The organism is Paenibacillus ginsengarvi, assembly GCF_003626695.1.
Lineage (GTDB): Bacteria > Bacillota > Bacilli > Paenibacillales > NBRC-103111 > Paenibacillus_AB > Paenibacillus_AB ginsengarvi.
The window spans coordinates 15,290-36,949 of sequence record NZ_RBAH01000027.1 but is presented as its reverse complement, the minus strand read 5'-3'; the positions used below and the strand labels follow the sequence as shown (position 1 = coordinate 36,949).

Genomic DNA, 21,660 nt, shown 5'->3' with positions numbered 1-21,660 from the left:
TACTTATGTACAGGTACTATACTTGTCAAAAGAAGGAGCTGGGCTAACTGGAGACGTCGATATTCAAGCCGCTAGGCCGTCCATGCCGCAATTTCAATATTTTGGCCCATACCGTTATGCTGGACCCTCTTGACGGACGCGAGAAGCTGGTGCTGTCCAACTATGCGGCCGGACAAACCGGGAATCTCATCTTCATCGATACGGTGACGGGCGAAGGGGAATCCATTATGCTTCCCGGCGACGGAGGAGCTTGGGGACTCGTGAACTGGCGCAACGAGAAGCTAGTCGTCGGGACTTGTCCGCAGCACGCCTATTTGCATGTTCTCGATTTGAAAACCCGAACGTGGGCCGAGCCTTTGCAAGATCCGGGAGAGAAATATTTTTGGAAAATGACGCTTGGCTCCGACGGCAACGTTTACGGGGGAACGTGGCCCGGCTGCTCGTTGCTGCGTTACGACCCGATTCATCATAAGCTGCAAAATATGGGCCGCGCCTCGGATAATCCGAAAAATCAGTACAGCCGCCCGGTAGACGGCAGCTTGCCCGGATATATCCTGCTCGCAGGCGGTTATGACGAACCTTTCCTGAAGGCGTTTCATATCGAAAGCGGGACGTTCCGCGATTTCGGCACGCCGGGTTTTGTCGTCCGCGAAGTTACAGATTCCTTCATTTGTACTGCCAAGGAGGGCGAGCTCGAGTTTTATGATCCGCGTACGTTCGAGCGTTTGCCGGATGACGGTCTAAAGGAGAAGCTGACGGTTAACGCCGTGACGCTGCCCGGCGGGAAGCGCGCGAATGCGGTGCCGCTTGCAAACGGCCGGTTTGCCGGCGTACGCGGGCAAGACGTATTCCTCGTCGGCAGCTTGGCCGAGACGCCGGAGCTATTCCGTATTCCGGTCGAAGCTCCGGCCACCCGCATCCATACGATTGCCTGCGACGAGGAGGGGCGCATTTGGGGTTCGTGCGAGTTCGGCCAGACGATCTTTCGTCTAGACCCGGAAAGCGGATCGGAATGGAATTCATCGTCCGTATGCGATGCGGGCGGCGAAGTATACGGCATCGTCTTCGTAGATGGGAAGCTGTTCATGTCCGCGTATGTTGGGGGCGATCATGTCGTCTACGATCCAGCGTTGCCCTGGGATCAACTGAATAATGTGAACCCAAGGACGCTGATGTCGGTATCTCCCGACTTCGTCCGGCCGGAAGGCAGAAGCGTGCGCGGACCGGGCGGTGGCGTCTGGACGGGCTGGTCGGCCCGATACGGAACGTACGGAGGGGCGCTGTCGCGCATCGATCCGCTCACTTTGCAAGTCGAGAGCTGGAGGGACCCGATTCCGAACGAGCAGCAGGTTTCCGGGCTGACGGCGGACGACCGCTATTTGTACTTTGCGACGAACGGCGGAGCGAGCGGACTGCCCTACAAGGACGTTCGTTGCCACTTTGGCGTTTGGGAGCCCGGAACCGGCCTCGTTTTCGAGCACGAGTTCGAGCCGGGAGAAGGGACGGGCAATGCGATCGCGGCGGCCCGTTCGAAGGTTTACGTCAGAGCGGGAACGTGCATACGCATATTCGATCCGCAGACGAAAACATTCGCAGGCGATCTAGCGACCGGTACGGCTTGCAGCTGGCTCGTTGTGGTCGACAGCCGCACGCTGGCCGCCTTTTGCGGCAATAAACTACTGCTGATCGACACGGTAAGCGATACCGTGCTGCAGGAGCTCGAGCTTCCAGGGAAGGTAGGGGCCGCCGCGGATGCGACGCCGACCGGCGATCTCATTTTTGCCGTCGGAGAGGCCGTATACATGCTTCCATCCGTTTACATAGCCGGTATCCGATCTTAACTTTGAACAGAACGACCACGTCCTCATCCGGATTGTAAGCCAAGACGCGTTCCCCACGGAGCACGTCTTTTTTTCGCCCGATTTCGCCGAAATTCCGCAACAATTGCCGATATTTACCGTCTAATGGAAGAGGAGGGGGAGAAGAGGATGATTCGAGAATGGTATGTCCGGATCGGGACCGTGCTTACATTTGCGTTTGTCCTGCTTACCGGTTTTCTGGGCTATTACACGTTAAATCCGCATGCGTTCGCCGCATCGCCCGTGCAGCCGTCCGCAGCGACGCCCGTGAGGGAGGCGTTATTCGAACCCGCAAGCGTTCGCCCCGGCGACTCGGTGGCAGGCATGTCGGCAGTGGCCGTGAGCCCGGGAACGCACGGCGTAAACTCGGTATCCGTGCTGTTCGCCGGCGACAAACAGATCAGCGGCAGGTTCGAGGTGCGGGACAGGGTAACGGAGCCGTACAATCCCGGAGACGTCATCTTTACGGTGGACGGCAAATCGGAGGGAAGCTTGCCGAAGGCGATGTCGTTTCACGAGGTGCCGAACCGGTTTGCGCTGACGTTTGCAAATCCGGACGATAAACGGAGATTCGGTCCGGCCGGCTCAAGCGGCACTGGCACGATCGCGATTTCCGGCTATATGGCCGTTTATGCGCCTATACTCGAAGGAACGTCGGATCGCGCCACGCTGGCCGAGATCAAGACGCTTCACGTCATTGCGCCGTTAAGCCCGGAAGTGAATAATCCGGACTTCGACAAAAACATGAAGCCTTTTCCTGCGCTGAAGCTGAAGCCAGCCGAAGCGGCGGCAAAACCGGCTGCCGTGTACGCTTGGCTCGAAGCTGTCGACAAGGCGTTCTACGGCCTTGAATACAATGGTAAAAAAATAAGTGCCGCCCAGCGCGACAAAGTAAAGCTTTGGCTGCAAGGCGCTTTTACGGAAGAACGGGTGGATCGACTGCTCGAGCAGCACGTTCCCGAATCGGAAGGCGGCTATTTGATCGGCGGCGGGTCTTCCGGCCTGTTTCCGCCGCTTGTTATCAAGGACGTTGTAGGGCCGAAGCTTGTCGCCGCATCCGACGGGCTGTACGCGTTCACCGTCACCTGGATCGTATCCGGCACTCAGGATGCCAGAATGGTCTGTTATTTGAAATATGGAGCAAACGGGTGGAAAATCGCAAGCTACGAATACGAGCTGATTTGAACCGGACGGCGAACGTCCGGTTTTTACGTCTTATTTTCCATTTTCAGGAGGATGTTCGCAGCTCGCAATCCCGCTTCCGTCAAGGGTTGTCACCTAATTTTCATAACTTTCGTGAAAACGCATCCATAGACGCGAATTCCGATGAATTGGGAGAATCTCATGGATTCCTTCCCGTTTTCGTGTCTTTTTGTGAGTATTAGGGGAATATTGAACGTTTCTACCGATTAAGTCGATTGCTCGCGCTTTGGGATGGTGATAAGATTCATTAAGAAATTGGAAAGCAGCCGGCTAGGAGGGCGAAAATGAACGTTTTGAAGCAATTAAAGCAATTTTACTGGAAAGACCGGTACTTGCTGTTCATCTCGATTGTCTGTTTGATGTGTTCCACCGCACTCGGGCTCGTGTATCCGCACTTGCTTCGATTCCTCATCGATGACGTCATCAAGAAGGAACAGTTCGAATGGGTACCCTATCTAGCGCTGCTTGTCGTAGCTGTCGTCGCGGTCAAAGCAACATTTGCGTACATGCACGGTTTTACGGGAGGCCGCCTCGGCAACCGGGTCGCCTTCAGCCTGCGTAACGCGCTGTACGAGAAGTTGCAATATTTATCGTTTCAGTATTACGACCGGGCCAAGACGGGCGATCTGATGTCCCGACTGACCGCGGACCTCGAAGGAATCCGCCAGTTTATCGGATTCGGCTTTGCGCAGCTGCTCAACGTGTTCCTCATGTTCATCTTCGGGTCGATTATGATGTTTACGATGAATTGGAAGCTGACGCTGGTCACCTTCATTACGATGCCGTTTCTGGTCGTTACGGCCATGCGGCTGGAGCGCCAGATTCACCCGGAATTCCGTTCGATCCGTCAAGCGAACAGCAACCTGACGACGGCCGTTCAGGAAAATATTAACGGCGTGCGCACCGTAAAAGCATTTGCGCGCGAACCGTTCGAGATTGAGAAATTTGCGTCGCGAAACGGCGAATTCAGAGAAAGCAACATTAACCTGTCGTATACGTGGTCCCGATTTTTCCCGACGCTTGAGCTGTTGTCCTCGGTTTGCGTAGCGGTATTGCTTACGGTAGGCGGCATGTTCGTTATCAAAGGCTCGATGACGCTTGGCGAGCTGGTCGCTTTTTTCAGCTTCATCTGGTACATTATAGCACCGATGCGGGATATCGGGTTTCATATTAACAACTATACGCAATCGAAGGCATCCGGCGAGCGCGTGCTGGAGATTCTGAATCAATACGTACACGTAAAAGACAAGGATGGAGCGATAACGCCGGAGCATGTGCAAGGTACGGTGCGCTTCGAAAACGTTACGTTCTCGTATCCCGAAAAACAGCCCGCGCTGCGGGAGTTCAATCTGGAAGCGCCTGCTGGCTCCGTTATTGGTCTACTTGGCGGAACCGGCTCAGGCAAATCAACCGTCATTCAGCTGATGCTTCGCGCCTACAACATCAAGGAAGGGCGCATCACGCTCGACGGAAAAGACATTCGCGACATCAAGCTCGAGGCGCTGCGCCAGCAGATCGCCCTCGTGTTCCAGGAGACGTTCCTGTTCTCGTCGACGATTCGCAACAACATTTCGTACGGGCGCAAGGACGTAACCGACGAAGAGATCGTGCGGGCCGCGAAGCTCGCGAAGGCGCATGACTTCATTATGGAACTGCCGCTCGGGTACGACACGGTCGTCGGCGAACGCGGAATGGGGCTGTCGGGCGGTCAGAAGCAGCGTATCGCAATCGCGCGAGCGCTGATCAAAGATCCGAAAATATTGATTCTGGACGATGCCACCAGCGCCGTCGATATGGAAACCGAGCATGAAATTCAGGCCGGCTTCCAGGAGCTGATGAAGGGCCGGACGACGTTTATTATCGCTCACCGGATCTCGTCGCTGAAACATGCCGACGAAATACTCGTGCTGGACAGCGGACGCATCATCCAGCGCGGCACGCACGAGGAGCTGCTCAGCCAGCCGGGCCATTATTACGAGACGTATAAAATCCAATATTCGGATCATCCGGATTTTGCGCAGCAACAGGAAGAACGGAGGGTGGTAGGATGAGCCGGCCGAAGGAGCATCCGGAAGAACAGGGGCACGCCGCACGTGCGGGCCAATCGGGGAAAACGAGCGAACGCTTCGTTTATCAGGACGACGACAAAATGGAGAAGTCGTTCGACTGGGGGCAGTTGAAGCGGATGGGGGCTTATCTGAAGCCTTACCGCCGGCAATTGCTGCCGATCATTCTCGCTACGATGATACTCGGCACGTTCTCGAAGCTGGCCATCCCTTACTTGATCAGTCTCGCGATCGACAAAGCGCTCTTTAACGGCGACGGCAATCTGCTGATGATTCTTGCCAGTACGATGCTGGCGCTGTATCTGCTGCAATATTTTGTAAACCGATACCGTATTCGTTACATTAACGTCATCGGCCAAAAGGTGCTTTTCGACTTACGCTACTCGCTGTTCAGTCACATCCAGCAGCTGTCGTTCCGCTTTTTCGACAAACGTCCGGCCGGTTCGGTGCTTGTGCGTATTACGAACGACGTCAACTCGCTGCAGGATTTGTTTACGAACGGCGTCGTCAACCTGCTTATCGACTGCATGCAGCTGATCGGGATCGTCATTATTTTGCTGTCGCTCAGTCCTAAGCTCGGACTAGCCATCATCGTTACGGTTCCGCTGATGTTCATCGTGTCCGGCTCGCTGCGCAAGCGGATCCGGCACGCCTGGCAGGACGTCCGCATGAAGCAGTCGCGAATCAACGCGCATGTGGCCGAATGCATTCAGGGCATCCGCGTCACGCAGGCATTCACTCAAGAGAAAGAAAATATCAAATACTTCGACGACATGAACACGATCAACAAAAACTCGTGGGATCGGGCGTCGGCGCTCAACCAGGCGTTCGGGCCGATTATCGAGCTGACCGGTGCCATCGGAACGTGTATCTTGTTCTGGTACGGCGCCAACTTGATCGAACACAAAGAGCTGACGATCGGGATGCTCGTCGCCTTCGCGAACTATATCGGCAACTTCTGGGAGCCGATCAACCGGCTTGGTCAAATGTACAATCAGATGCTGGTGGCGATGGCTTCGTCGGAGCGCATCTTCGAGTTTCTTGACGAGAAGGCGACGGTTGCGGAGAAAGACAAGCCGGAAACGCTGCCGGATATCAAAGGCGATGTCCGCTTCGACAATATCGTCTTCGAATACGAGAAGGGCCGCCCCGCCCTCAAGGGCATCAGTCTGGAGGCGAAGGCGGGCGAATCGATCGCGCTCGTCGGTCATACGGGCTCGGGCAAAAGTACGATCATCAATCTGCTGTGCCGATTTTACGATCCGGTCGAAGGCCGGGTGCTCGTGGACGGCTACGATATCCGCGACGTTACACTGCAAAGCTTGCGCTCGCAGGTCGGCATCGTGCTTCAGGATACATTCATCTTCTCGGGCTCGATCCGCGACAACATTCGTTTCGGGCGGCTCGAAGCGACGAACGAAGAGATCGAGGCGGCTGCCAAGGCGGTGCATGCGCACGACTTCATCGTGAAGCTGCCGGACGGATACGATACGCAAGTCGAGGAACGGGGCAATATGCTCTCGATGGGGCAAAGGCAACTGCTGTCGTTTGCCCGGGCGCTGCTCGCGAATCCGCGTGTGCTCATTCTCGACGAAGCGACGGCCAGCATCGATACGGAGACGGAGCAAAAAATTCAGCAGGCGCTCAAGACGCTGCTGATTGGGCGTACCTCGTTCATGATCGCTCACAGGCTTTCGACGATTCGGGGCGCCGACAAAATTGTCGTGCTCGACCACGGCAATATTATGGAAGAAGGCACTCACGACGAATTGATGCGCCACGGCGGTATTTATCACGGGCTGGTGGAAGCCCAGTACAAATTTCTTAGCGAAGCGGTTTAATCGCAGAGGAAGCCTTTGGAGGCGCAATAAGCGTCCCGAAGGCTTCGTTTTTTTTGAATTTATAGTTTCGGTTTTTTTACGAAGGACTGGCAAGGAAAAAGCGGCGGCCGAATAGGCTTGCTACAAGGAGATAAAAACTGAAAGGAGGAACGCTATGCAAATCGAAGTCGTGCAGCCCGGCGATTCGCTGTGGGCGATCGCGAAACGATATGGCGTGCCGGTTGACGACATCGTCCGCATCAACGAGATCGACGAGCCGACACGGCTCGCGGTCGGGCAAGCGCTCGTCATCCCGACCAGCGATACGTACCATATCGTCCGTCCCAGTGAATCGCTCTGGACGATTGCACACCGCTACGGCGTATCGGTCGAAGCGATTGCACAAGCGAACGGGATTACGGACCCTTCCCGGCTCTACGTTGGACAGCGGCTGCTCATTCCCCGGCAGGGCGAGAAACGGACGATCGAGGTGAACGGTTATTTACAGCCGAAGACGGCTGAACAGGATCGCGCTATCGTGAAGGAAACGGCGCCGTATATGACGTATTTCAGTCTGTTTCAGTATATCGCCCACCCGGACGGCTCGCTCACTCCCCCGCAGGACGAGGCGGCGCTCGCGGCGATACGAAATACGGATGCGGCGCCGATGATGGTCGTGACGAACTTCGAGAACGGCACGTTTTCGTCGGAAGTGGCGCGGTCGCTGTTCGACAATGCCGAAGCGAGAAGCAAATTTATGGACAACGTAATCGCCACTATGCAAAACAAACATTTTTACGCGCTCAACATCGATTTCGAGCATATTTTTCCCGAGGACCGGGAAAAGTACAACGCCTTTCTCCGCGACATAACGGCACGCGTGCACGCGATCGGCAAAGCGGTATCGACCGCTCTCGCCCCGAAAACGAGCGGCACGCAGGCGGGCAGATGGTACGAAGCGCATGACTACAAGGCTCACGGCGAAATCGTCGACTTCGTCATCATTATGACGTACGAGTGGGGCTGGTCGGGCGGCCCGCCTATGGCGGTGGCGCCGATCCCGCAAGTCAGACAAGTGCTGGATTATGCGGTGTCGGTCATTCCGCCGGACAAAATTATGATGGGAGCCCCGCTGTACGGTTACAACTGGACGCTGCCTTACATAAAAGGCGGCAAATTCGCGCCGACGCTCTCTCCGAAGGCGGCCGTTGTACTGGCCCGCGATGTGGGGGCGTATATCCGCTTCGATCCGGCATCGCAAGCGCCTAACTTTACTTATTACGATCACGAGGGCAAGGAGCATATCGTCTGGTTCGAAGATGCGCGTAGCATGCAGGCCAAGTTCGATTTGATCAAGGAATACGGGCTTCGCGGCATCAGCTATTGGCTGCTCGGGCAAAGCTTTCCGCAAAACTGGCCGCTGCTCGAGGCAAATTTTCATGTTAAGAAGGTAACTTGAAGGAGATCGTATGTTCGGTGTCGAAGAAGATCTGTCCGAGGGGAATCGGGCAGATCTTTTTTTGGGGAGAGCGGAGAACTCCGGCTATGTATGCCTGGCGTATTTGCAAATTGCTCCCCGAACCTTTAATCTAGTAACTGATATGCAGAACTTGCTCGATTCAGGAGGGCTTCCGATGAGGTCGACGCGAACGCTATGGAGAACGATCGGAACGGCGGCGCTTATGGCGACGCTTCTATTAGTTGGCGGACTCGTGTACGCCTTGAACGATGTTATCAATCCGAAACCTGCTCCGTTTGCGCAAGCGGAGGAGCCGCCGCCGGTGCCGGCGGAGCAGAAGACGTCGATCGATATCGTGGCGCTCGGCGATTCGCTTACGGTCGGAACGGGTGACGTCTCCGGCAAAGGATACGTGCAGAACGTTAAGGAGAAGCTGGCAAGCGCTACGAAAAAACAGGTTAACGTTATCGGCAACTATGCGGTTAACGGGTATCGGACCGATCAACTGCTCGCCGCTTTGCAAAATGCGAAAGGCATTCCGTACGGGATCGAAAAGGCGGATGTCGTTCTGCTCACGATGGGCGGAAACGACTTGTTTGCGATCGGACAAGATGTGCTGAATGCGGGGAGCGACCAGCTCGATCCGGCAAAGGTGCGGGACCGGCTGCCGGAGCCGCTGAAACGGCTGGAGCAGATCCTGACGAAGCTGGCGGAGCTGAATCCGAAAGCGAAAATCGTTTATGTGGGCGTGTACAATCCGTTTTACAATATTCCGGACATGCGTCCCGCTACGGTTCATGTGCAGGAATGGAACGATCAGGCGTTCAAGATTGCGAGCCGTTTCCCGAATATGGTCGTCGTGCCGACGATCGATCTGTTCCAGTTCGGGATCGACAACTACCTGTACAGCGATCACTTCCACCCGAATCAAGCCGGGTACGTGCGGATCGCCGACCGCGTCGTGCAGGCGCTTGAATAGAGGAGGGGAGCGAATGACCGGGGAAACGTCCGTTGTACTGTCCGTCCATCAATTGAAGAAAAAAATCAAAAACCGGCTTATTATTAAAGGCATTTCGTTCGATGTGCGGCGCGGCGAAATATTCGGCTTTCTCGGGCCGAACGGCTCCGGCAAAACAACGACGATCCGCATGCTCGTCGGACTGATCAAGCCGACGGACGGTACGATCAAGCTGAGCGGCTACGATATCGTCAAGCAGCCGACCGAAGCGCTACGTCACGTCGGCTGTATCGTCGAAAACCCCGAGCTCTACTCGTATATGACCGGGTGGGAAAATCTCGAGCATTTCGCGCGGATGATTCCCGGCGTCGGCGAATCGCGTATTCGCGAAGTGACCGAGATCGTCGGACTCGGCCAGCGTATATTCGACAAAGTCAAGACGTATTCGCTCGGCATGCGCCAGCGGCTCGGCATCGCCCAGGCGCTGCTCGGGAGCCCGAGCCTGCTCATTCTCGACGAGCCTACGAACGGGCTCGATCCGCAAGGGATCAAGGAAATGCGCGATTTTATCCGGGAGCTGGCGGCGAAGGGGCTCAGCCTGTTCGTCTCCAGTCATCTGCTCAGCGAAATCCAGCAAATGTGCGACCGGGTGGCCATCATCAGCCACGGAAACGTCATTGCCGTAGGCGAGGTGGACGAGCTGCTTAGACAGGCGGGAAGCACCGTTGTCTGGAATGCCGAGCCTTACGAGCGCGCCCGGGAGCTGCTCGCCGGAGCGGAGGGCGTCCAGTTGCTCAGTCCGGACGAACGCCAATCCGCTGCCGAACAGGCTGGTCGAGATGGCGTCCGGCCGATCGTCGTTCAGATGGAGCAAGAGACGATTCCGGCGCTGAACGAGGCGATGGTCGCATCCGGCATCCGTGTACACGGAATACGGATCGCGAATCCTACGCTGGAGGAGCTGTTTTTGCGCGTGACGGAGGGGGAGAAAATTGAATAGCGTCGGCCTCTACCCATTGGTTCAGAACGAAACGATCAAAATTTGGAAGAAAAAACGGTTTCTCGTCATCCTCCTCATTTTGGCTGCCCTTATCCCGATGTTCACGTACGCGCAGATGAAGGTGGCGCAAAATAGCAAGAAGCAGTTCGGCACGCAGGACTGGAGGCTGGAGACGCAGCAGCAGATCAACGATTACACGAACCGTCTGGCCAGCAACCGCGTGCCGGAAGAGTGGAAAAAAGTGATGCGGGTGCAGGTCAAGGTGCTGCAATATTACTTGGACAAAAACGTGGACCCGAAGGCGCCTAACGGCGTTACGTTCACGAAAACGTTCATGGCGAACGCCATCAGTCTGTTCATTCCGCTTATGGTTATGGTTCTCGCTTCCGACCTCGTGTCGTCCGAGCATTCCACCGGTACGATCAAGCTGCTGCTTACAAGGCCCGTTCAGCGCTGGAAGGTGCTCGCGAGCAAATATATTGCGCTTTTGCTCTACATATCACTTACCGTTCTCGCTACAATGGCGCTCGCTTATTTGATATCGGGGCTTGTGTTCGGTTACGGAGGGTGGACGCTTCCAACGTTCACCGGGTACCAGATCGTCGGCTCGGAGATCGACATGAGCAATGTTCACCCGGTTCCCGGCTGGTTGTACGTACTTATGGAGCTAGGCCTCGTCTGGTTCGCCGCGCTGATCGTCGGGTTCATGTCGCTGATGGTGTCGGTGCTCGTGCGCAGCACGGCGGCCGGCATGGGCATCATGCTTGCGGTTGTTATATCCGGCAGCATTTTGACGAATATGGTATCGTCGTGGGAAACGGCCAAATATTTATTTATGGTTAATCTGACGCTGACCGACTATTTGGCGGGTCGGCTGCCGCCGATCGAAGGGATGGATCTCGGCTTCTCCATGACTGTGCTTGCGGTGTGGGGGATCGCTTCGCTTGTCGTCTCCTTCGCGGTTTTCACGAGAAAAGATGTGTTGAACTAGGCCCTGTTTGCGGCATGCTGTAACCGGTGTGGAACATCTCCGGCGGTTTCTGCCCGAAATGGGGCATGGTAAAAATAAATCGCTTTGAGTATAATGCATATTATGCGCGATCCGAAAATGAGCGGTTTCTTATTTTTGGATCGCAACTTAGCTGCTAAGGCAGCATGGAATTCATTCGATACTTAACAGGGGGCGCGCGGATTGACAGAGCAGTTGGACTTGTTTGCGGAGTCGGCATCATCGGTCGGCAAAAAAACAGCGGGCCCGTCTAACGGCGGCAAGGCGGCACCGGGAAGCAAAGCTCCCGCCGACAAGCAGCCGGCAGGCGTGCGGCCTTCGGACGACGGTCCGTCCACCGGTTACGATGCGGACGATATTCAAGTTCTCGAAGGTTTGACAGCCGTGCGCAAACGGCCGGGGATGTATATCGGCAGCACGAGCACATCGGGTCTCCATCATCTCGTATGGGAAATCGTCGATAACGCCGTCGATGAACATCTTGCCAAATATTGCACGAAAATCGATATTCTTATACATAAAGATCAATCGATCACCGTACGCGACAACGGCCGGGGCATCCCGACAGGCATGCACAAAACGGGCATTCCGACGCCCCAGGTCGTCTTTACGGTACTGCACGCCGGTGGCAAATTCGGCGGCGGCGGCTACAAGAAGTCGGGCGGCTTGCACGGCGTCGGCGCTTCGGTGACGAATGCGCTGTCGGAATGGCTCGAGGTGGAAATATGGCGCGACGGCAAAACGCACCGGCAGCGGTTCGAATACTGGGTCGACCCGAGCGGCAAAGAGCATGTCGGCGAGCCGGTGACCGGTCTAGACATTATCGGCAACACGAACCGCACCGGCTCGCAGATTACGTTTAAGCCGGACAAGCGGGTGTTCCAGGGCGGTATAGCGATCAATTACGATACGCTGTCCGAACGGCTGCAGGAGCTGGCTTTTCTGAACTCGGGGCTTAAAATTACGCTCAAGGACGAGCGTTCCGGCAACGAGGAAATGTTCGAATACGAAGGCGGCGCGAAGCAGTTCGTCCAGTTTTTGAACGAGGACAAGACGGTGCTGCACGACGTCATTCATTTTTACGCGGAAAAAGACGATATCGAAGTGGAAGTGGCGTTCCAGTACAACGACGGTTATACCGAAACGATCGCATCCTTCGTCAACTCGATCCCGACCCGCGGCGGCGGCACGCACGAAACGGGCTACAAAACGGCCTATACCCGGGTGATGAACGAATACGCCCGCAAAGCCGGCATCTTGAAGGAGAAGGACAAAAACCTCGAAGGCGTCGATCTGCGCGAAGGCATGATGACGGTCATCAACATCAAGATGGGCGAGGTGGAGTTCGTCGGACAAACGAAAGACCAGCTCGGCAGCGCCTCGGCGCGCAGTGCGGTCGATTCCGTCGTCTCCGAGAAGCTGGCGGTGTTTCTGGAAGAAAATCCGCAGGTGGCGCAGCTGCTGCTCAAAAAAGCGGTGCAGTCGGCGAAAGCCCGGGAAGCGGCCCGCAAAGCGCGCGAAGAAGTGCGCAACGGCAAAAAGGGCAAAAGCGAAAGCTCCAACCTGGGAGGCAAGCTGACACCGGCGCAGTCGAAGGACTATATGCGCAACGAGCTGTTTATCGTCGAGGGCGATTCGGCGGGCGGCTCGGCCAAGCAGGGGCGCGATTCGCGGCATCAGGCGATTTTGCCGCTGAAGGGCAAGCCGATGAATCCGGAGAAGGCGAAGCTGGCGGATATATTGAAAAACGACGAGTACAAGGCGATCATCGCTTCGATCGGCGCGGGGGTCGGCTCCGACTTCGAGATCGAGGAGATTAACTACGGCAAAGTCATTATCATGACCGATGCCGATACGGACGGGGCGCATATTCAGGTGCTGCTGCTGACGTTTTTCTATCGGTACATGAAGCCGCTGATCGATGCGGGGCGGGTTTATATCGCCCAGCCGCCGCTTTACAAAGTGACGAAAAAAGCCGGCAAAAACACGGTAACGAAGTACGCGTTCTCGGACGAGCAGCTCGGGCAGTTCATGAAGGAGCTGGGTAAGTCGGTCGAGCTGCAGCGTTATAAAGGGCTCGGTGAGATGAATCCCGATCAGCTGTGGGAAACGACGATGGACCCTGATTCGCGGGTGCTGCTGCAGGTGCAGATCGAGGATGCGGCCAAAGCGGAACGGCGCGTTTCCACCCTGATGGGCGACAAGGTCGATCCCCGCAAGCGGTGGATTATCGAGAATGTCGATTTTACGGAGCTTGTGGAATAACGGAAGTTTAAACCAAGGGGGGAACGGTTACGAATAGTAAGAAGTTCACCCCCTATAATTTGAGGTGACATCAGCTTGAGCGTATCGGAGCAGCATTTGCCTGCGTTTTTGGAAGAAGTGGTAGGGGACCGGTTCGGACGCTACTCCAAATATATTATTCAGGACCGGGCGATTCCCGACGTCCGCGACGGCTTGAAGCCGGTGCAGCGCCGCATTTTGTATGCCATGTACGAATCGGGCAATACGCCGGACAAGCCGTACCGCAAGTCGGCGAAGACGGTCGGGGACGTGATGGGCAACTATCATCCCCACGGCGACGCCTCGATTTATGACGGCATGGTGCGGATGGCGCAGCCGTGGAAGATGGCGCATGTGCTCGTCGACGGGCACGGCAACTGGGGCTCGATGGACGACGACCCGCCCGCGGCAATGCGTTACACCGAAGCACGGCTGTCGAACATTGCGATGGAGCTATTGCGGGATATCGACAAACGCACCGTTCTGTTCAAGGACAACTTCGACAATACGGCGAAAGAACCGGTGGTGCTCCCGTCACGTTATCCGAACTTGCTCGTAAACGGCGTCAGCGGGATCAGCGCCGGCTTCGCTACGGAAATTCCCCCGCACAATCTGCGCGAAGTCATCGACGCGTGCATCGCGCTGATCGATAATAGCGATATTACGGTCGAGCAGCTGATGAAGGTTGTCAAAGGTCCGGACTTCCCTACGGGCGGCATCATCATGGGAGAGGAAGGCATCCGCGAAGCTTACGAGACCGGCAAGGGCCGCATTTATTTGCGCGCCAAGACGGCGATCGAGGACATGAAGGGCGGACGGCAGCAGATTGTCGTCACGGAAATTCCGTATCAGGTGGTCAAGTCGAAGCTGGTGACGGCGATCGAGATGATCCGCATCGAGAAGAAGGTCGAAGGCATCGCGGAAGTTCGCGACGAAAGTGGCCGGAACGGCCTTCGCATCGTTATCGAGCTGAAGAAGGAAGCCGACGCGCAAGGCATCTTGACCTATTTGCTGAAAAAAACCGATCTGCAGGTCGCTTACAGCTTCAACATGGTCGCTATCGTCAACAAAACGCCGAAGCAGTTCGGTATCAAAGGGCTGCTCGAAGCGTATGTCGAGCATCAGAAGGATGTCGTGACGCGCCGCTCGCAATATGAGCTGGAGAAGGCGGAGGATCGCGCCCACATTTTGGAAGGCCTCGCCAAGGCGCTGAACATCCTCGACGAAGTGATCGCAACGATCAAAGCTTCGAAAAACCGGCAGGACGCGCAAAAAAACTTGGTCGACCAGTTCGGCTTTACGGAGCGCCAGGCCGATGCGATTTTGACACTCCAATTGTACCGGCTTACGAATCTTGAAATTACGTCGATCGAAAAAGAGCTCAAAGATATTCAGAAGACGATCGCTTATTTGCGCGGCATTTTGTCCAGCCATACAAAGCTGATGGGCGTCATCAAGCAGGAGATGGGCGACATTCGCCAGCGCTACGGCATCGACCGGAGATCGGCCATTCAAGAAGAGGTCGAAGAGCTGAAAGTCAATCTGGAAGTTATGGTCACGCCGGAGGATGTACTTGTCACGCTTTCGAGCGACGGTTACTTAAAGCGTACGAGCATGCTGTCGTTTACCCGTTCGGGGGGCGAGATCGAAAGCTCCGGGGTGAAGGAAAACGACTACATTCGTCATCTGCTCGAAGTGAACACGATCGACAATCTGCTGCTGTTTACGCAGAAAGGTTTGTTTTATTTGCTGCCGGTTCACCAAATACCGGAGTACAAGTGGAAGGAAAACGGAACGCCGATCGTCAACGTCATTCCGATTGCCAAGGAGGACCGGATCGTCTCCGTCATTCCGGTCAAATCGTTCGAGGAGCCGGGGAAAACGCTCGTATTCGTTACGAAGCGCGGACAGGTGAAGCGAACCGAGCTGAAGGAATACCAGACGAACCGTTCTTCGGGGCTCGTCGCGGTGAAGGTCGCCGATTCCGACGAGGTTATTACGGTCCGTCTAAGCGACAATGCCAAAGAAATACTGCTCGTCACCCGCCTGGGGATGAGCATCCGCTTCAAGGAAATGGAAGTGAATGCGATGGGTAGAGCCGCTGCTGGCGTCAAAGGCATTCAGCTTCGCGATGAGGACGAGGTTGTTGCGGCCGAATGGGTGGAAGGCGAAGAAGGCGAAATTTGGGTCGTGTCGGATCACGGTTATGCCAAAAGCTCGCTTCTGCTCGATTATCCGATCCAAGGACGTGGCGGCAAAGGGATCATTACGTTCGAGTTCAAGGAAGGCAAACGCGTCAAGCCGAACGGGACGACGCTCCAGGAAGCGTTTTTCGTCAAGCACGCGCTGCGGCTTACTGCGATTATGAAAAGCGGCGCGCAGCATACGTTTACGACGGAAGAAGCGCCGATCGAGGACCGCAAATCGCACGGCAAGTCGGTCGTTCCAGTGGTCAAAGGAGATATCGTCGTCTCTGTCATCAAACGGCCTGCGCCGGTGTAAGACCTGCGACTTTTCGCTACACGGCTAGCATTCCCTGTCACCGTTTGGTTCGTACGCGGACCAAGCTTTGCGGGGAAGACAAAAAAGCCGACGAACGGCCCACTTGGCATGGACTATCCAGTCTATGGGACCCTTGTGGGTCGTTTTTTTCGACCTTATCGGACGTTTTCGGAAGTTTATGGCCGATTCCCGGCGTCCGCTGCCATTTCCGTACCCGATTCTTCCCTCGGGTCGAGTCGTCTCGCCAAGTTCCGCACCGGCCTATCGGTTTCCGATGTTGAATCGTATCAAAATGTCAGCCGGCATCGCATATTGTGTTGCAAAATATTAATCCTATTAATCTTTCATACGACATTTGCGGTTGCTATAATAGGAGTAAGAGCAAAGCTCGGTCGATTTTAAGCCAGCTTTTCAAAAGCTTTCAGGAGGTGAAAAGGTTGCAAACCAATCAATTCGCGAAACTGTGGAGCAAAATTAGCAAGGATTTGAAGACCCATATGGAGACGGAGCTCGCCCCGGCCTTGACGGAAGGGCAGCTGAACGTGCTCGAGGTGCTGCTTACCCAGGATCAGATGAAGCCCTCGGACTTGCTCGAGCATTTGAACACGACTCCGGCGGCCGTTACGACGCTGCTGGACCGCATGGAGAAGAACGGGCTGATTATGCGTCAGCGCGACGACCAGGACCGGCGTATCGTCTGGATTATTCCGACGGAGAAGGGGAAGACGGAGTGCGCGCGCGGGGTAGACATTCGCAATGACTTTATTCATTCGCAGCTCGACCGTATTTCGGCGCATAACCAGCAGCTGCTTCTTTATTTGCTCGGCAAGGTGGCGGGCTGAGCTTGGCTCGCTTCGGCGGACCCGCTTATACATACCAAAAAGCGCAGAGACAGGCTCCCTGCGCTTTTCTTTATGGGGTTATTTTGTTACTTACTTTCCCAGCGGCTGAGTATCCCGGCGGGCAAAAACAAGCCCGAGGACGTAATCGGCAGTCCGATCTCGCCGCACGTAATCGTTCCGCCGTATTTGCGGGCGACCGTCATCGCCAAAATATTATGCATTACGGTAGGGGATAATCCGGTCGTATACGAATTGATCAGGAAAAAGAGAGGGTTGTCCGACAAAATGCCGGCGCAAAACTCGACGAACGGATACAAATTCGTTTCCAGCTTCCACGTTTCTCCGCCAGGTCCGCGGCCGTATGACGGCGGGTCCATGATAATCGCGTCATATTTGCTGCCGCGCCGCTGCTCGCGATGCACGAATTTGAACACATCGTCGGTAATAAACCGGACGGGACGTTCCCCGAGCCCGGATAACTGCAAATTTTCTTTGGCCCACTGGACCACGCCCTTCGAGGCGTCGACGTGGCATACTTCCGCTCCGGCGCTTGCGCAGGCGACCGATGCGCCTCCCGTATAGGCGAACAAGTTCAGCACCTTGATCGGGCGTCCGGCTGCGGCGATTTTGTCCATCATCCACCGCCAGTTGACCGCCTGCTCGGGGAAGAGCCCGGTATGTTTAAAGCCGGTCGGCTTTATGTAGAACGAAAGCTTGTCATAGCCGATGACCCACCGCTCCGGCAGCTCTCGCTTCATCTCCCATTGGCCGCCGCCCGAGGAGCTGCGGTGATAATGCGCGGCCGCTTGCTTCCAAGCCGCCGTTTCCTTGCGGATCGGCCATATGATTTGCGGGTCCGGTCGCCGCAGCACGACGTCGCCCCAACGCTCCAGCTTATCGCCGTCTCCCGTATCGATCAATTCGTAGTCTTTCCAATCGCTGGCGTAAAACATGCGTATAATCCTTCCTTCGTGTCGGTATTCACTCTATTCTACATGATCGGGGGCGTATAGTTCCACTTTTATTGCACGTTTGCATTCGTGTCGGTTTGTGGTAGCATAAATTTGGCATTATTTTCACAGGAAAGGAACGAAGATGGTTATGAACAGATGGAAATACGGTGCGGGGGCGGCCGCGCTGCTTGTTGGATTCGCCGTATTGGCCGGGACGATCCGCAAAACCGGTCCTACCGCGTTTGACGAAGCCGTCGGCGGTTGGCTGACCGGACTGCGCTCGGACGGGCTTACGGCCTTTTTCAAGGCGCTGTCTCCGCTTGTTTCGACGACGGTTTTTGCCATTCTTCTCGTCGTTTTCGCGCTTCTGTTCGCTTTTGTCTTCAAAAAACGGCTGGAGCCGCTGCTGCTTATTGTGAATCTGGCCGTCGCTTTCGGTCTGTATCGCGGGCTTAAAGGCGTGTTTGCACGGCCGCGTCCTTCTGCCGATGCGCTGATTCATGCCTCGGGTTTCAGCTTTCCGAGCGGTAATGCGCTTATGGCTGCGTCCTTTTATGGGCTGATCGCCTATTTGCTGTACAGGCTCTGGAAGAAGAGCAGGCCTGGTCTCTCTTGGACGATGCTCGTGCTCGGCTTTGCGCTTGTGCTGTTGATCGGCGTGAGCCGCGTCTATTTGGGCGTCCATTATGCGACTGATATTTTGGCGGGTTATGCGCTCGGAGGTGCGTGGATGCTGATCTGCGCCGCTATCGTCAACAAGCGTTCTTGAAGGTAAGGCGGTACCACCGCAGCGGCGAATGAGTATCCTAACCGACGGGCTATACTATGCTTAGCCCCAAAAAGTGAAGCAAAGCTTTGGAGTCGTGGAGGATCTCATGAGCGGTAAAGTGTTGCTGGTGGAGGACGAGCGCAAAATTGCCCGTGTGCTGGAGCTGGAGCTGCGTCATGAAGGCTACCGGATGACGCTGGCCGAAACGGGGCCTGACGGACTCGAGCAGGCGCTGCAAAACGATTGGGACGTCATTCTGTTGGATATTATGCTGCCGGGCATGACCGGGCTGGAAGTGCTGGAGCGCATTCGCGAGAAGAACAAAACCGTTCCGATCATTTTGCTGACCGCCCGCGATTCGGTCCCCGACAAAGTAAACGGACTCGATCTCGGCGCCAACGATTATGTTACGAAGCCGTTTGCGATCGAGGAGCTGATGGCCCGGATCCGCAGACATATTCGCACGACTCGCCTTCAGCCCGGCGCCGACGAAAGCGTATACCGGGTCGATGACCTGACGCTGGAAGCCAAGTCGCGCAAGGTGACGCGCGAACAAGAAACGATTGATCTCACTCCACGCGAATTCGAGCTGCTGCTTTATTTTATGAAAAATCCCGGCGCCGTCCTGTCGAGAGAGCAAATACTCGCGGATGTGTGGGGGTACGACTTTGCCGGAGATACGAACTTGGTCGACGTGTACGTTCGGTATTTGCGTCAAAAAATCGACGAAGGCTTCAAAACGAAGCTGATCCAAACGAGCCGGGGCGTCGGTTATTATTTGAAAGGGCCTCCGTCCGGAGATAAGCCGACATGAGCCTCCGTACGCGTCTCATGGTACTGACCTCGGCCTGGCTCGTATTCATTCTCGTTTTGTTCAGCACGCTGCTGTATTCGTTTTTTGTCGGGATAACGGCCAAAAGCGAAAAGGAGCTGCTGTTCGGCAAGGCACAGTCGATTCTCGAAAACCGGAAAGTTCACGACGAGCGTTATTGGAGCGACGCGGACCTGCTCGATGAATTTCTCGTCAGCGACGAGATGATCCGAATTATCGGCATGGACGGCTTGGTGAAGCTCGAGCTGCAGAGCAATGAAATACTCGTGGTCGAGCCCCCGCATGTGACGACCCGTGACAGCTTCTCCATCAAACGGATCGACAAAACCCGCTACTTGTACGTGGAAGTTCCGATTATGTCCGGCAGCGAACAGATCGGCGTGCTGGAGATCGCCCGCAAGCTGACGAAATGGAGCCTCTACATCAATGTGTTGACAACCGCGCTCATCCTGATGTCGATCGGGGCCGTTGTCGTTTCCGCTATCGGCAGCTTTTTTTATTCGAGCTTCCTGTTTCAGCCGCTTCGTCAGCTTAATTCGACGATGCAGATGATTCAGCTTAGCGGCACGTTCCGCAAGCTGGATGACGAGTTTATGGCCCGAACGGACGAACTGGGGAAGCTGGGCATTACGTTTAACGAAATGATTTCCAGGCTCGAGGAGCTGGTGCAGAAACAGAAACGCTTCGTAGCCGATGCGTCCCACGAGCTGAGGACGCCTTTGACGATTATCGAGAGTTATGCGGGGATGCTGAACCGGTGGGGCAGCGAAGACCCGGAGCTGCGCAAAGAAGCGATCGACGCCATATTGGGCGAATCGCATCGGCTCAAAAGTCTGGTAGGTTCGCTCATGCAGCTCGCCGAATCCGAGCAGGAAGACTGGCTCCGTATGGAGCAAATCGATCTGATGGCTATCGTGCGCTCGGCCGCTTCGGCGATGGAGGTTGCTTTTAGCAGAGACATCCGAATCGAGAGCCGCTCGGATTCGGTACCGATAACAGGCGATTCGGAGAAGCTGAAGCAACTGCTGATTATCCTGCTCGACAATGCAATTAAGTACAGTGCAGAGCCGGTCCGCATTCGCGTCGTTGCGCTTCAGCAGGCCGTGCAGGTGATGGTGGTGGACGAAGGGATCGGCATGGAGGACAAGACGCTGCCGTTTTTATTCGACCGTTTTTTTCGCACCGATCTGGCCCGGACACGGCAAACCGGTGGCTTCGGGCTCGGACTTTCCATCGCCAAAAGCATCGTCGAACGGCACGAGGGGGCGATTCGGATCGAGAGCCGTCCGGGAAAGGGAACGACGGTTATCGTGGAACTTCCTCGCTGAGGCGTGAAACATTTGGCTCCTCTTTTACGTCTTAATAGCTATAACGGAATTACCGCCCTGTCTGGCGGCTAAATAGGCAAACAGCCCTTCCGGCGGAAGGGCGCAGCATCGTCTGGTAGTCGCCCTCGATTACAAAACCCGGCGAGCCGTCATATAGTGGGAGCTCCAGTAGGACGAATTCAGACTGGACGTCGTCACGCCGACTCCCTTTTTATAAGTGTGCAAAATTTTGCCGTTGCCCATATAAATGGCTACATGACCCACGTTGCCTTTGCCCGTCCGGCTTGTCCAGAAAAAGACGAGATCGCCTTTTTTCAAGTTGCTTCTCGACACGTAGCTGCCGACTTTGGATTGCTGCTTCGAACTGCGCGGCAGCGAAATGCCTTGCTTTTTAAACAAATATTGGGTAAAAGAAGAACAGTCGAATGCGCTTGTGCGGCCGGATTTCGCTCCGAACACATAAGGCGTTCCTTTATATTTAAGTCCTGTCGATATAATGGAACCGGCACGGGTTGCCGATGTGGAAACGGTTTCGGCGTGAGCTGGCGTCGACATCAACCCTAGGTTGCCGGACAATGCGATCGTCAAAGCGATTACTCCGCCGATAACAGGCTTGTACCATTTGGTTTTCTGTGTAGTAGTAAACATTAGAACCTCCTGATGATGATGTTCTCGATTTGGCGGCCGCCTACAAAACAAGTATAGCAGAGTAAAATATGGATGTATCTGGGAGTCGTTGCTTGACGCTTAGAGCCGCAACGGTTTCAGCACTTTTAT

At 55.4% G+C, this 21,660-nt stretch carries 16 protein-coding genes; 14 read left to right on the top strand and 2 right to left on the bottom strand.

Annotated elements, in window-relative coordinates:
* The first annotated feature begins 101 nt into the window (after positions 1-101).
* The 11 genes from D7M11_RS28365 to D7M11_RS28315 all read left to right on the top strand — a co-directional run bounded on the left by D7M11_RS28365 (position 102) and on the right by D7M11_RS28315 (position 17,001).
* Positions 102-1,841, top strand: coding sequence for an NHL repeat-containing protein (locus D7M11_RS28365; RefSeq protein WP_120750645.1), 1,740 nt, complete (start codon positions 102-104; stop codon positions 1,839-1,841).
* Positions 1,842-1,988: 147 nt separating this feature from the next.
* Complete coding sequence (locus D7M11_RS28360; RefSeq protein ID WP_120750644.1) at positions 1,989-3,044, top strand: hypothetical protein; 1,056 nt, start codon at positions 1,989-1,991, stop codon at positions 3,042-3,044.
* A 302-nt stretch (positions 3,045-3,346) separates the two neighbouring features.
* A complete protein-coding gene (locus D7M11_RS28355; RefSeq protein ID WP_120750643.1) occupies positions 3,347-5,113 on the top strand; it encodes an ABC transporter ATP-binding protein in 1,767 nt (588 codons plus the stop codon).
* Positions 5,110-6,969 carry an ABC transporter ATP-binding protein gene (locus D7M11_RS28350; protein ID WP_120750642.1) on the top strand — a complete coding sequence of 620 codons (1,860 nt, stop codon included), beginning with the start codon at positions 5,110-5,112 and terminating at the stop codon, positions 6,967-6,969. The genes D7M11_RS28355 and D7M11_RS28350 overlap by 4 nt, the downstream gene beginning before the upstream one ends.
* Before the next feature lie 154 nt (positions 6,970-7,123).
* Positions 7,124-8,407: a glycoside hydrolase family 18 protein gene (locus D7M11_RS28345; RefSeq protein ID WP_120750641.1), complete on the top strand. Its 1,284-nt coding sequence runs from the start codon at positions 7,124-7,126 to the stop codon at positions 8,405-8,407.
* A 175-nt stretch (positions 8,408-8,582) separates the two neighbouring features.
* A complete protein-coding gene (locus D7M11_RS28340; RefSeq protein ID WP_120750717.1) occupies positions 8,583-9,386 on the top strand; it encodes a GDSL-type esterase/lipase family protein in 804 nt (267 codons plus the stop codon).
* Positions 9,387-9,399: 13 nt separating this feature from the next.
* Positions 9,400-10,365 (top strand): ABC transporter ATP-binding protein, encoded by a 966-nt coding sequence (locus tag D7M11_RS28335; RefSeq protein ID WP_120750640.1) that lies wholly within the window; start codon positions 9,400-9,402, stop codon positions 10,363-10,365.
* The gene (locus tag D7M11_RS28330) at positions 10,358-11,356 is read left to right on the top strand and encodes an ABC transporter permease (RefSeq protein WP_120750639.1); all 999 of its coding nucleotides are present in this window, start codon (positions 10,358-10,360) and stop codon (positions 11,354-11,356) included. Before D7M11_RS28335 ends, D7M11_RS28330 begins: the two co-directional genes overlap by 8 nt.
* Before the next feature lie 327 nt (positions 11,357-11,683).
* On the top strand, positions 11,684-13,639 hold the full coding sequence (gene parE / locus D7M11_RS28325) for a DNA topoisomerase IV subunit B (RefSeq protein ID WP_120750716.1): 1,956 nt from the start codon (positions 11,684-11,686) through the stop codon (positions 13,637-13,639).
* A 75-nt stretch (positions 13,640-13,714) separates the two neighbouring features.
* Positions 13,715-16,159 carry a DNA gyrase subunit A gene (gene gyrA / locus D7M11_RS28320; protein WP_120750638.1) on the top strand — a complete coding sequence of 815 codons (2,445 nt, stop codon included), beginning with the start codon at positions 13,715-13,717 and terminating at the stop codon, positions 16,157-16,159.
* A 437-nt stretch (positions 16,160-16,596) separates the two neighbouring features.
* Positions 16,597-17,001 (top strand): MarR family winged helix-turn-helix transcriptional regulator, encoded by a 405-nt coding sequence (locus D7M11_RS28315; protein WP_120750637.1) that lies wholly within the window; start codon positions 16,597-16,599, stop codon positions 16,999-17,001.
* A gap of 86 nt (positions 17,002-17,087) precedes the next feature.
* Here the strand turns inward: D7M11_RS28315 and D7M11_RS28310 are convergent, their stop codons facing one another.
* On the bottom strand, positions 17,088-17,954 hold the full coding sequence (locus tag D7M11_RS28310; protein WP_120750636.1) for a class I SAM-dependent methyltransferase: 867 nt from the start codon (positions 17,952-17,954) through the stop codon (positions 17,088-17,090).
* A 148-nt stretch (positions 17,955-18,102) separates the two neighbouring features.
* On the opposite strand from D7M11_RS28310, the gene D7M11_RS28305 reads away from it, so the two are divergent.
* The 3 genes from D7M11_RS28305 to D7M11_RS28295 all read left to right on the top strand — a co-directional run bounded on the left by D7M11_RS28305 (position 18,103) and on the right by D7M11_RS28295 (position 20,883).
* Positions 18,103-18,723, top strand: coding sequence for a phosphatase PAP2 family protein (locus tag D7M11_RS28305; protein ID WP_158606876.1), 621 nt, complete (start codon positions 18,103-18,105; stop codon positions 18,721-18,723).
* Between the two features lie 106 nt (positions 18,724-18,829).
* The gene (locus D7M11_RS28300; RefSeq protein WP_120750634.1) at positions 18,830-19,537 is read left to right on the top strand and encodes a response regulator transcription factor; all 708 of its coding nucleotides are present in this window, start codon (positions 18,830-18,832) and stop codon (positions 19,535-19,537) included.
* Positions 19,534-20,883, top strand: coding sequence for a sensor histidine kinase (locus D7M11_RS28295; RefSeq protein ID WP_120750633.1), 1,350 nt, complete (start codon positions 19,534-19,536; stop codon positions 20,881-20,883). Before D7M11_RS28300 ends, D7M11_RS28295 begins: the two co-directional genes overlap by 4 nt.
* A 129-nt stretch (positions 20,884-21,012) precedes the next feature.
* Here D7M11_RS28295 and D7M11_RS28290 read toward each other — a convergent pair whose 3' ends face one another.
* Entirely contained in the window at positions 21,013-21,531 is a 519-nt protein-coding gene (locus D7M11_RS28290) for a C40 family peptidase (RefSeq protein WP_240041347.1), read from the bottom strand.
* Positions 21,532-21,660: the final 129 nt, after the last annotated feature.

Excerpts from the sequence above, each read along its gene's own strand:
- D7M11_RS28345 (WP_120750641.1), top strand. The coding sequence starts at position 7,124 with ATGCAAATCGAAGTCGTGCAGCCCGGCGATTCGCTGTGGGCGATCGCG.
- D7M11_RS28350 (WP_120750642.1), top strand. The coding sequence starts at position 5,110 with ATGAGCCGGCCGAAGGAGCATCCGGAAGAACAGGGGCACGCCGCACGT.
- D7M11_RS28360 (WP_120750644.1), top strand. The coding sequence starts at position 1,989 with ATGATTCGAGAATGGTATGTCCGGATCGGGACCGTGCTTACATTTGCG.
- D7M11_RS28335 (WP_120750640.1), top strand. The coding sequence starts at position 9,400 with ATGACCGGGGAAACGTCCGTTGTACTGTCCGTCCATCAATTGAAGAAA.
- D7M11_RS28305 (WP_158606876.1), top strand. The coding sequence starts at position 18,103 with ATGAACAGATGGAAATACGGTGCGGGGGCGGCCGCGCTGCTTGTTGGA.
- D7M11_RS28295 (WP_120750633.1), top strand. The coding sequence starts at position 19,534 with ATGAGCCTCCGTACGCGTCTCATGGTACTGACCTCGGCCTGGCTCGTA.
- D7M11_RS28355 (WP_120750643.1), top strand. The coding sequence starts at position 3,347 with ATGAACGTTTTGAAGCAATTAAAGCAATTTTACTGGAAAGACCGGTAC.
- D7M11_RS28340 (WP_120750717.1), top strand. The coding sequence starts at position 8,583 with ATGAGGTCGACGCGAACGCTATGGAGAACGATCGGAACGGCGGCGCTT.
- D7M11_RS28300 (WP_120750634.1), top strand. The coding sequence starts at position 18,830 with ATGAGCGGTAAAGTGTTGCTGGTGGAGGACGAGCGCAAAATTGCCCGT.
- D7M11_RS28310 (WP_120750636.1), bottom strand. The coding sequence starts at position 17,954 with ATGTTTTACGCCAGCGATTGGAAAGACTACGAATTGATCGATACGGGA.
- D7M11_RS28290 (WP_240041347.1), bottom strand. The coding sequence starts at position 21,531 with ATGTTTACTACTACACAGAAAACCAAATGGTACAAGCCTGTTATCGGC.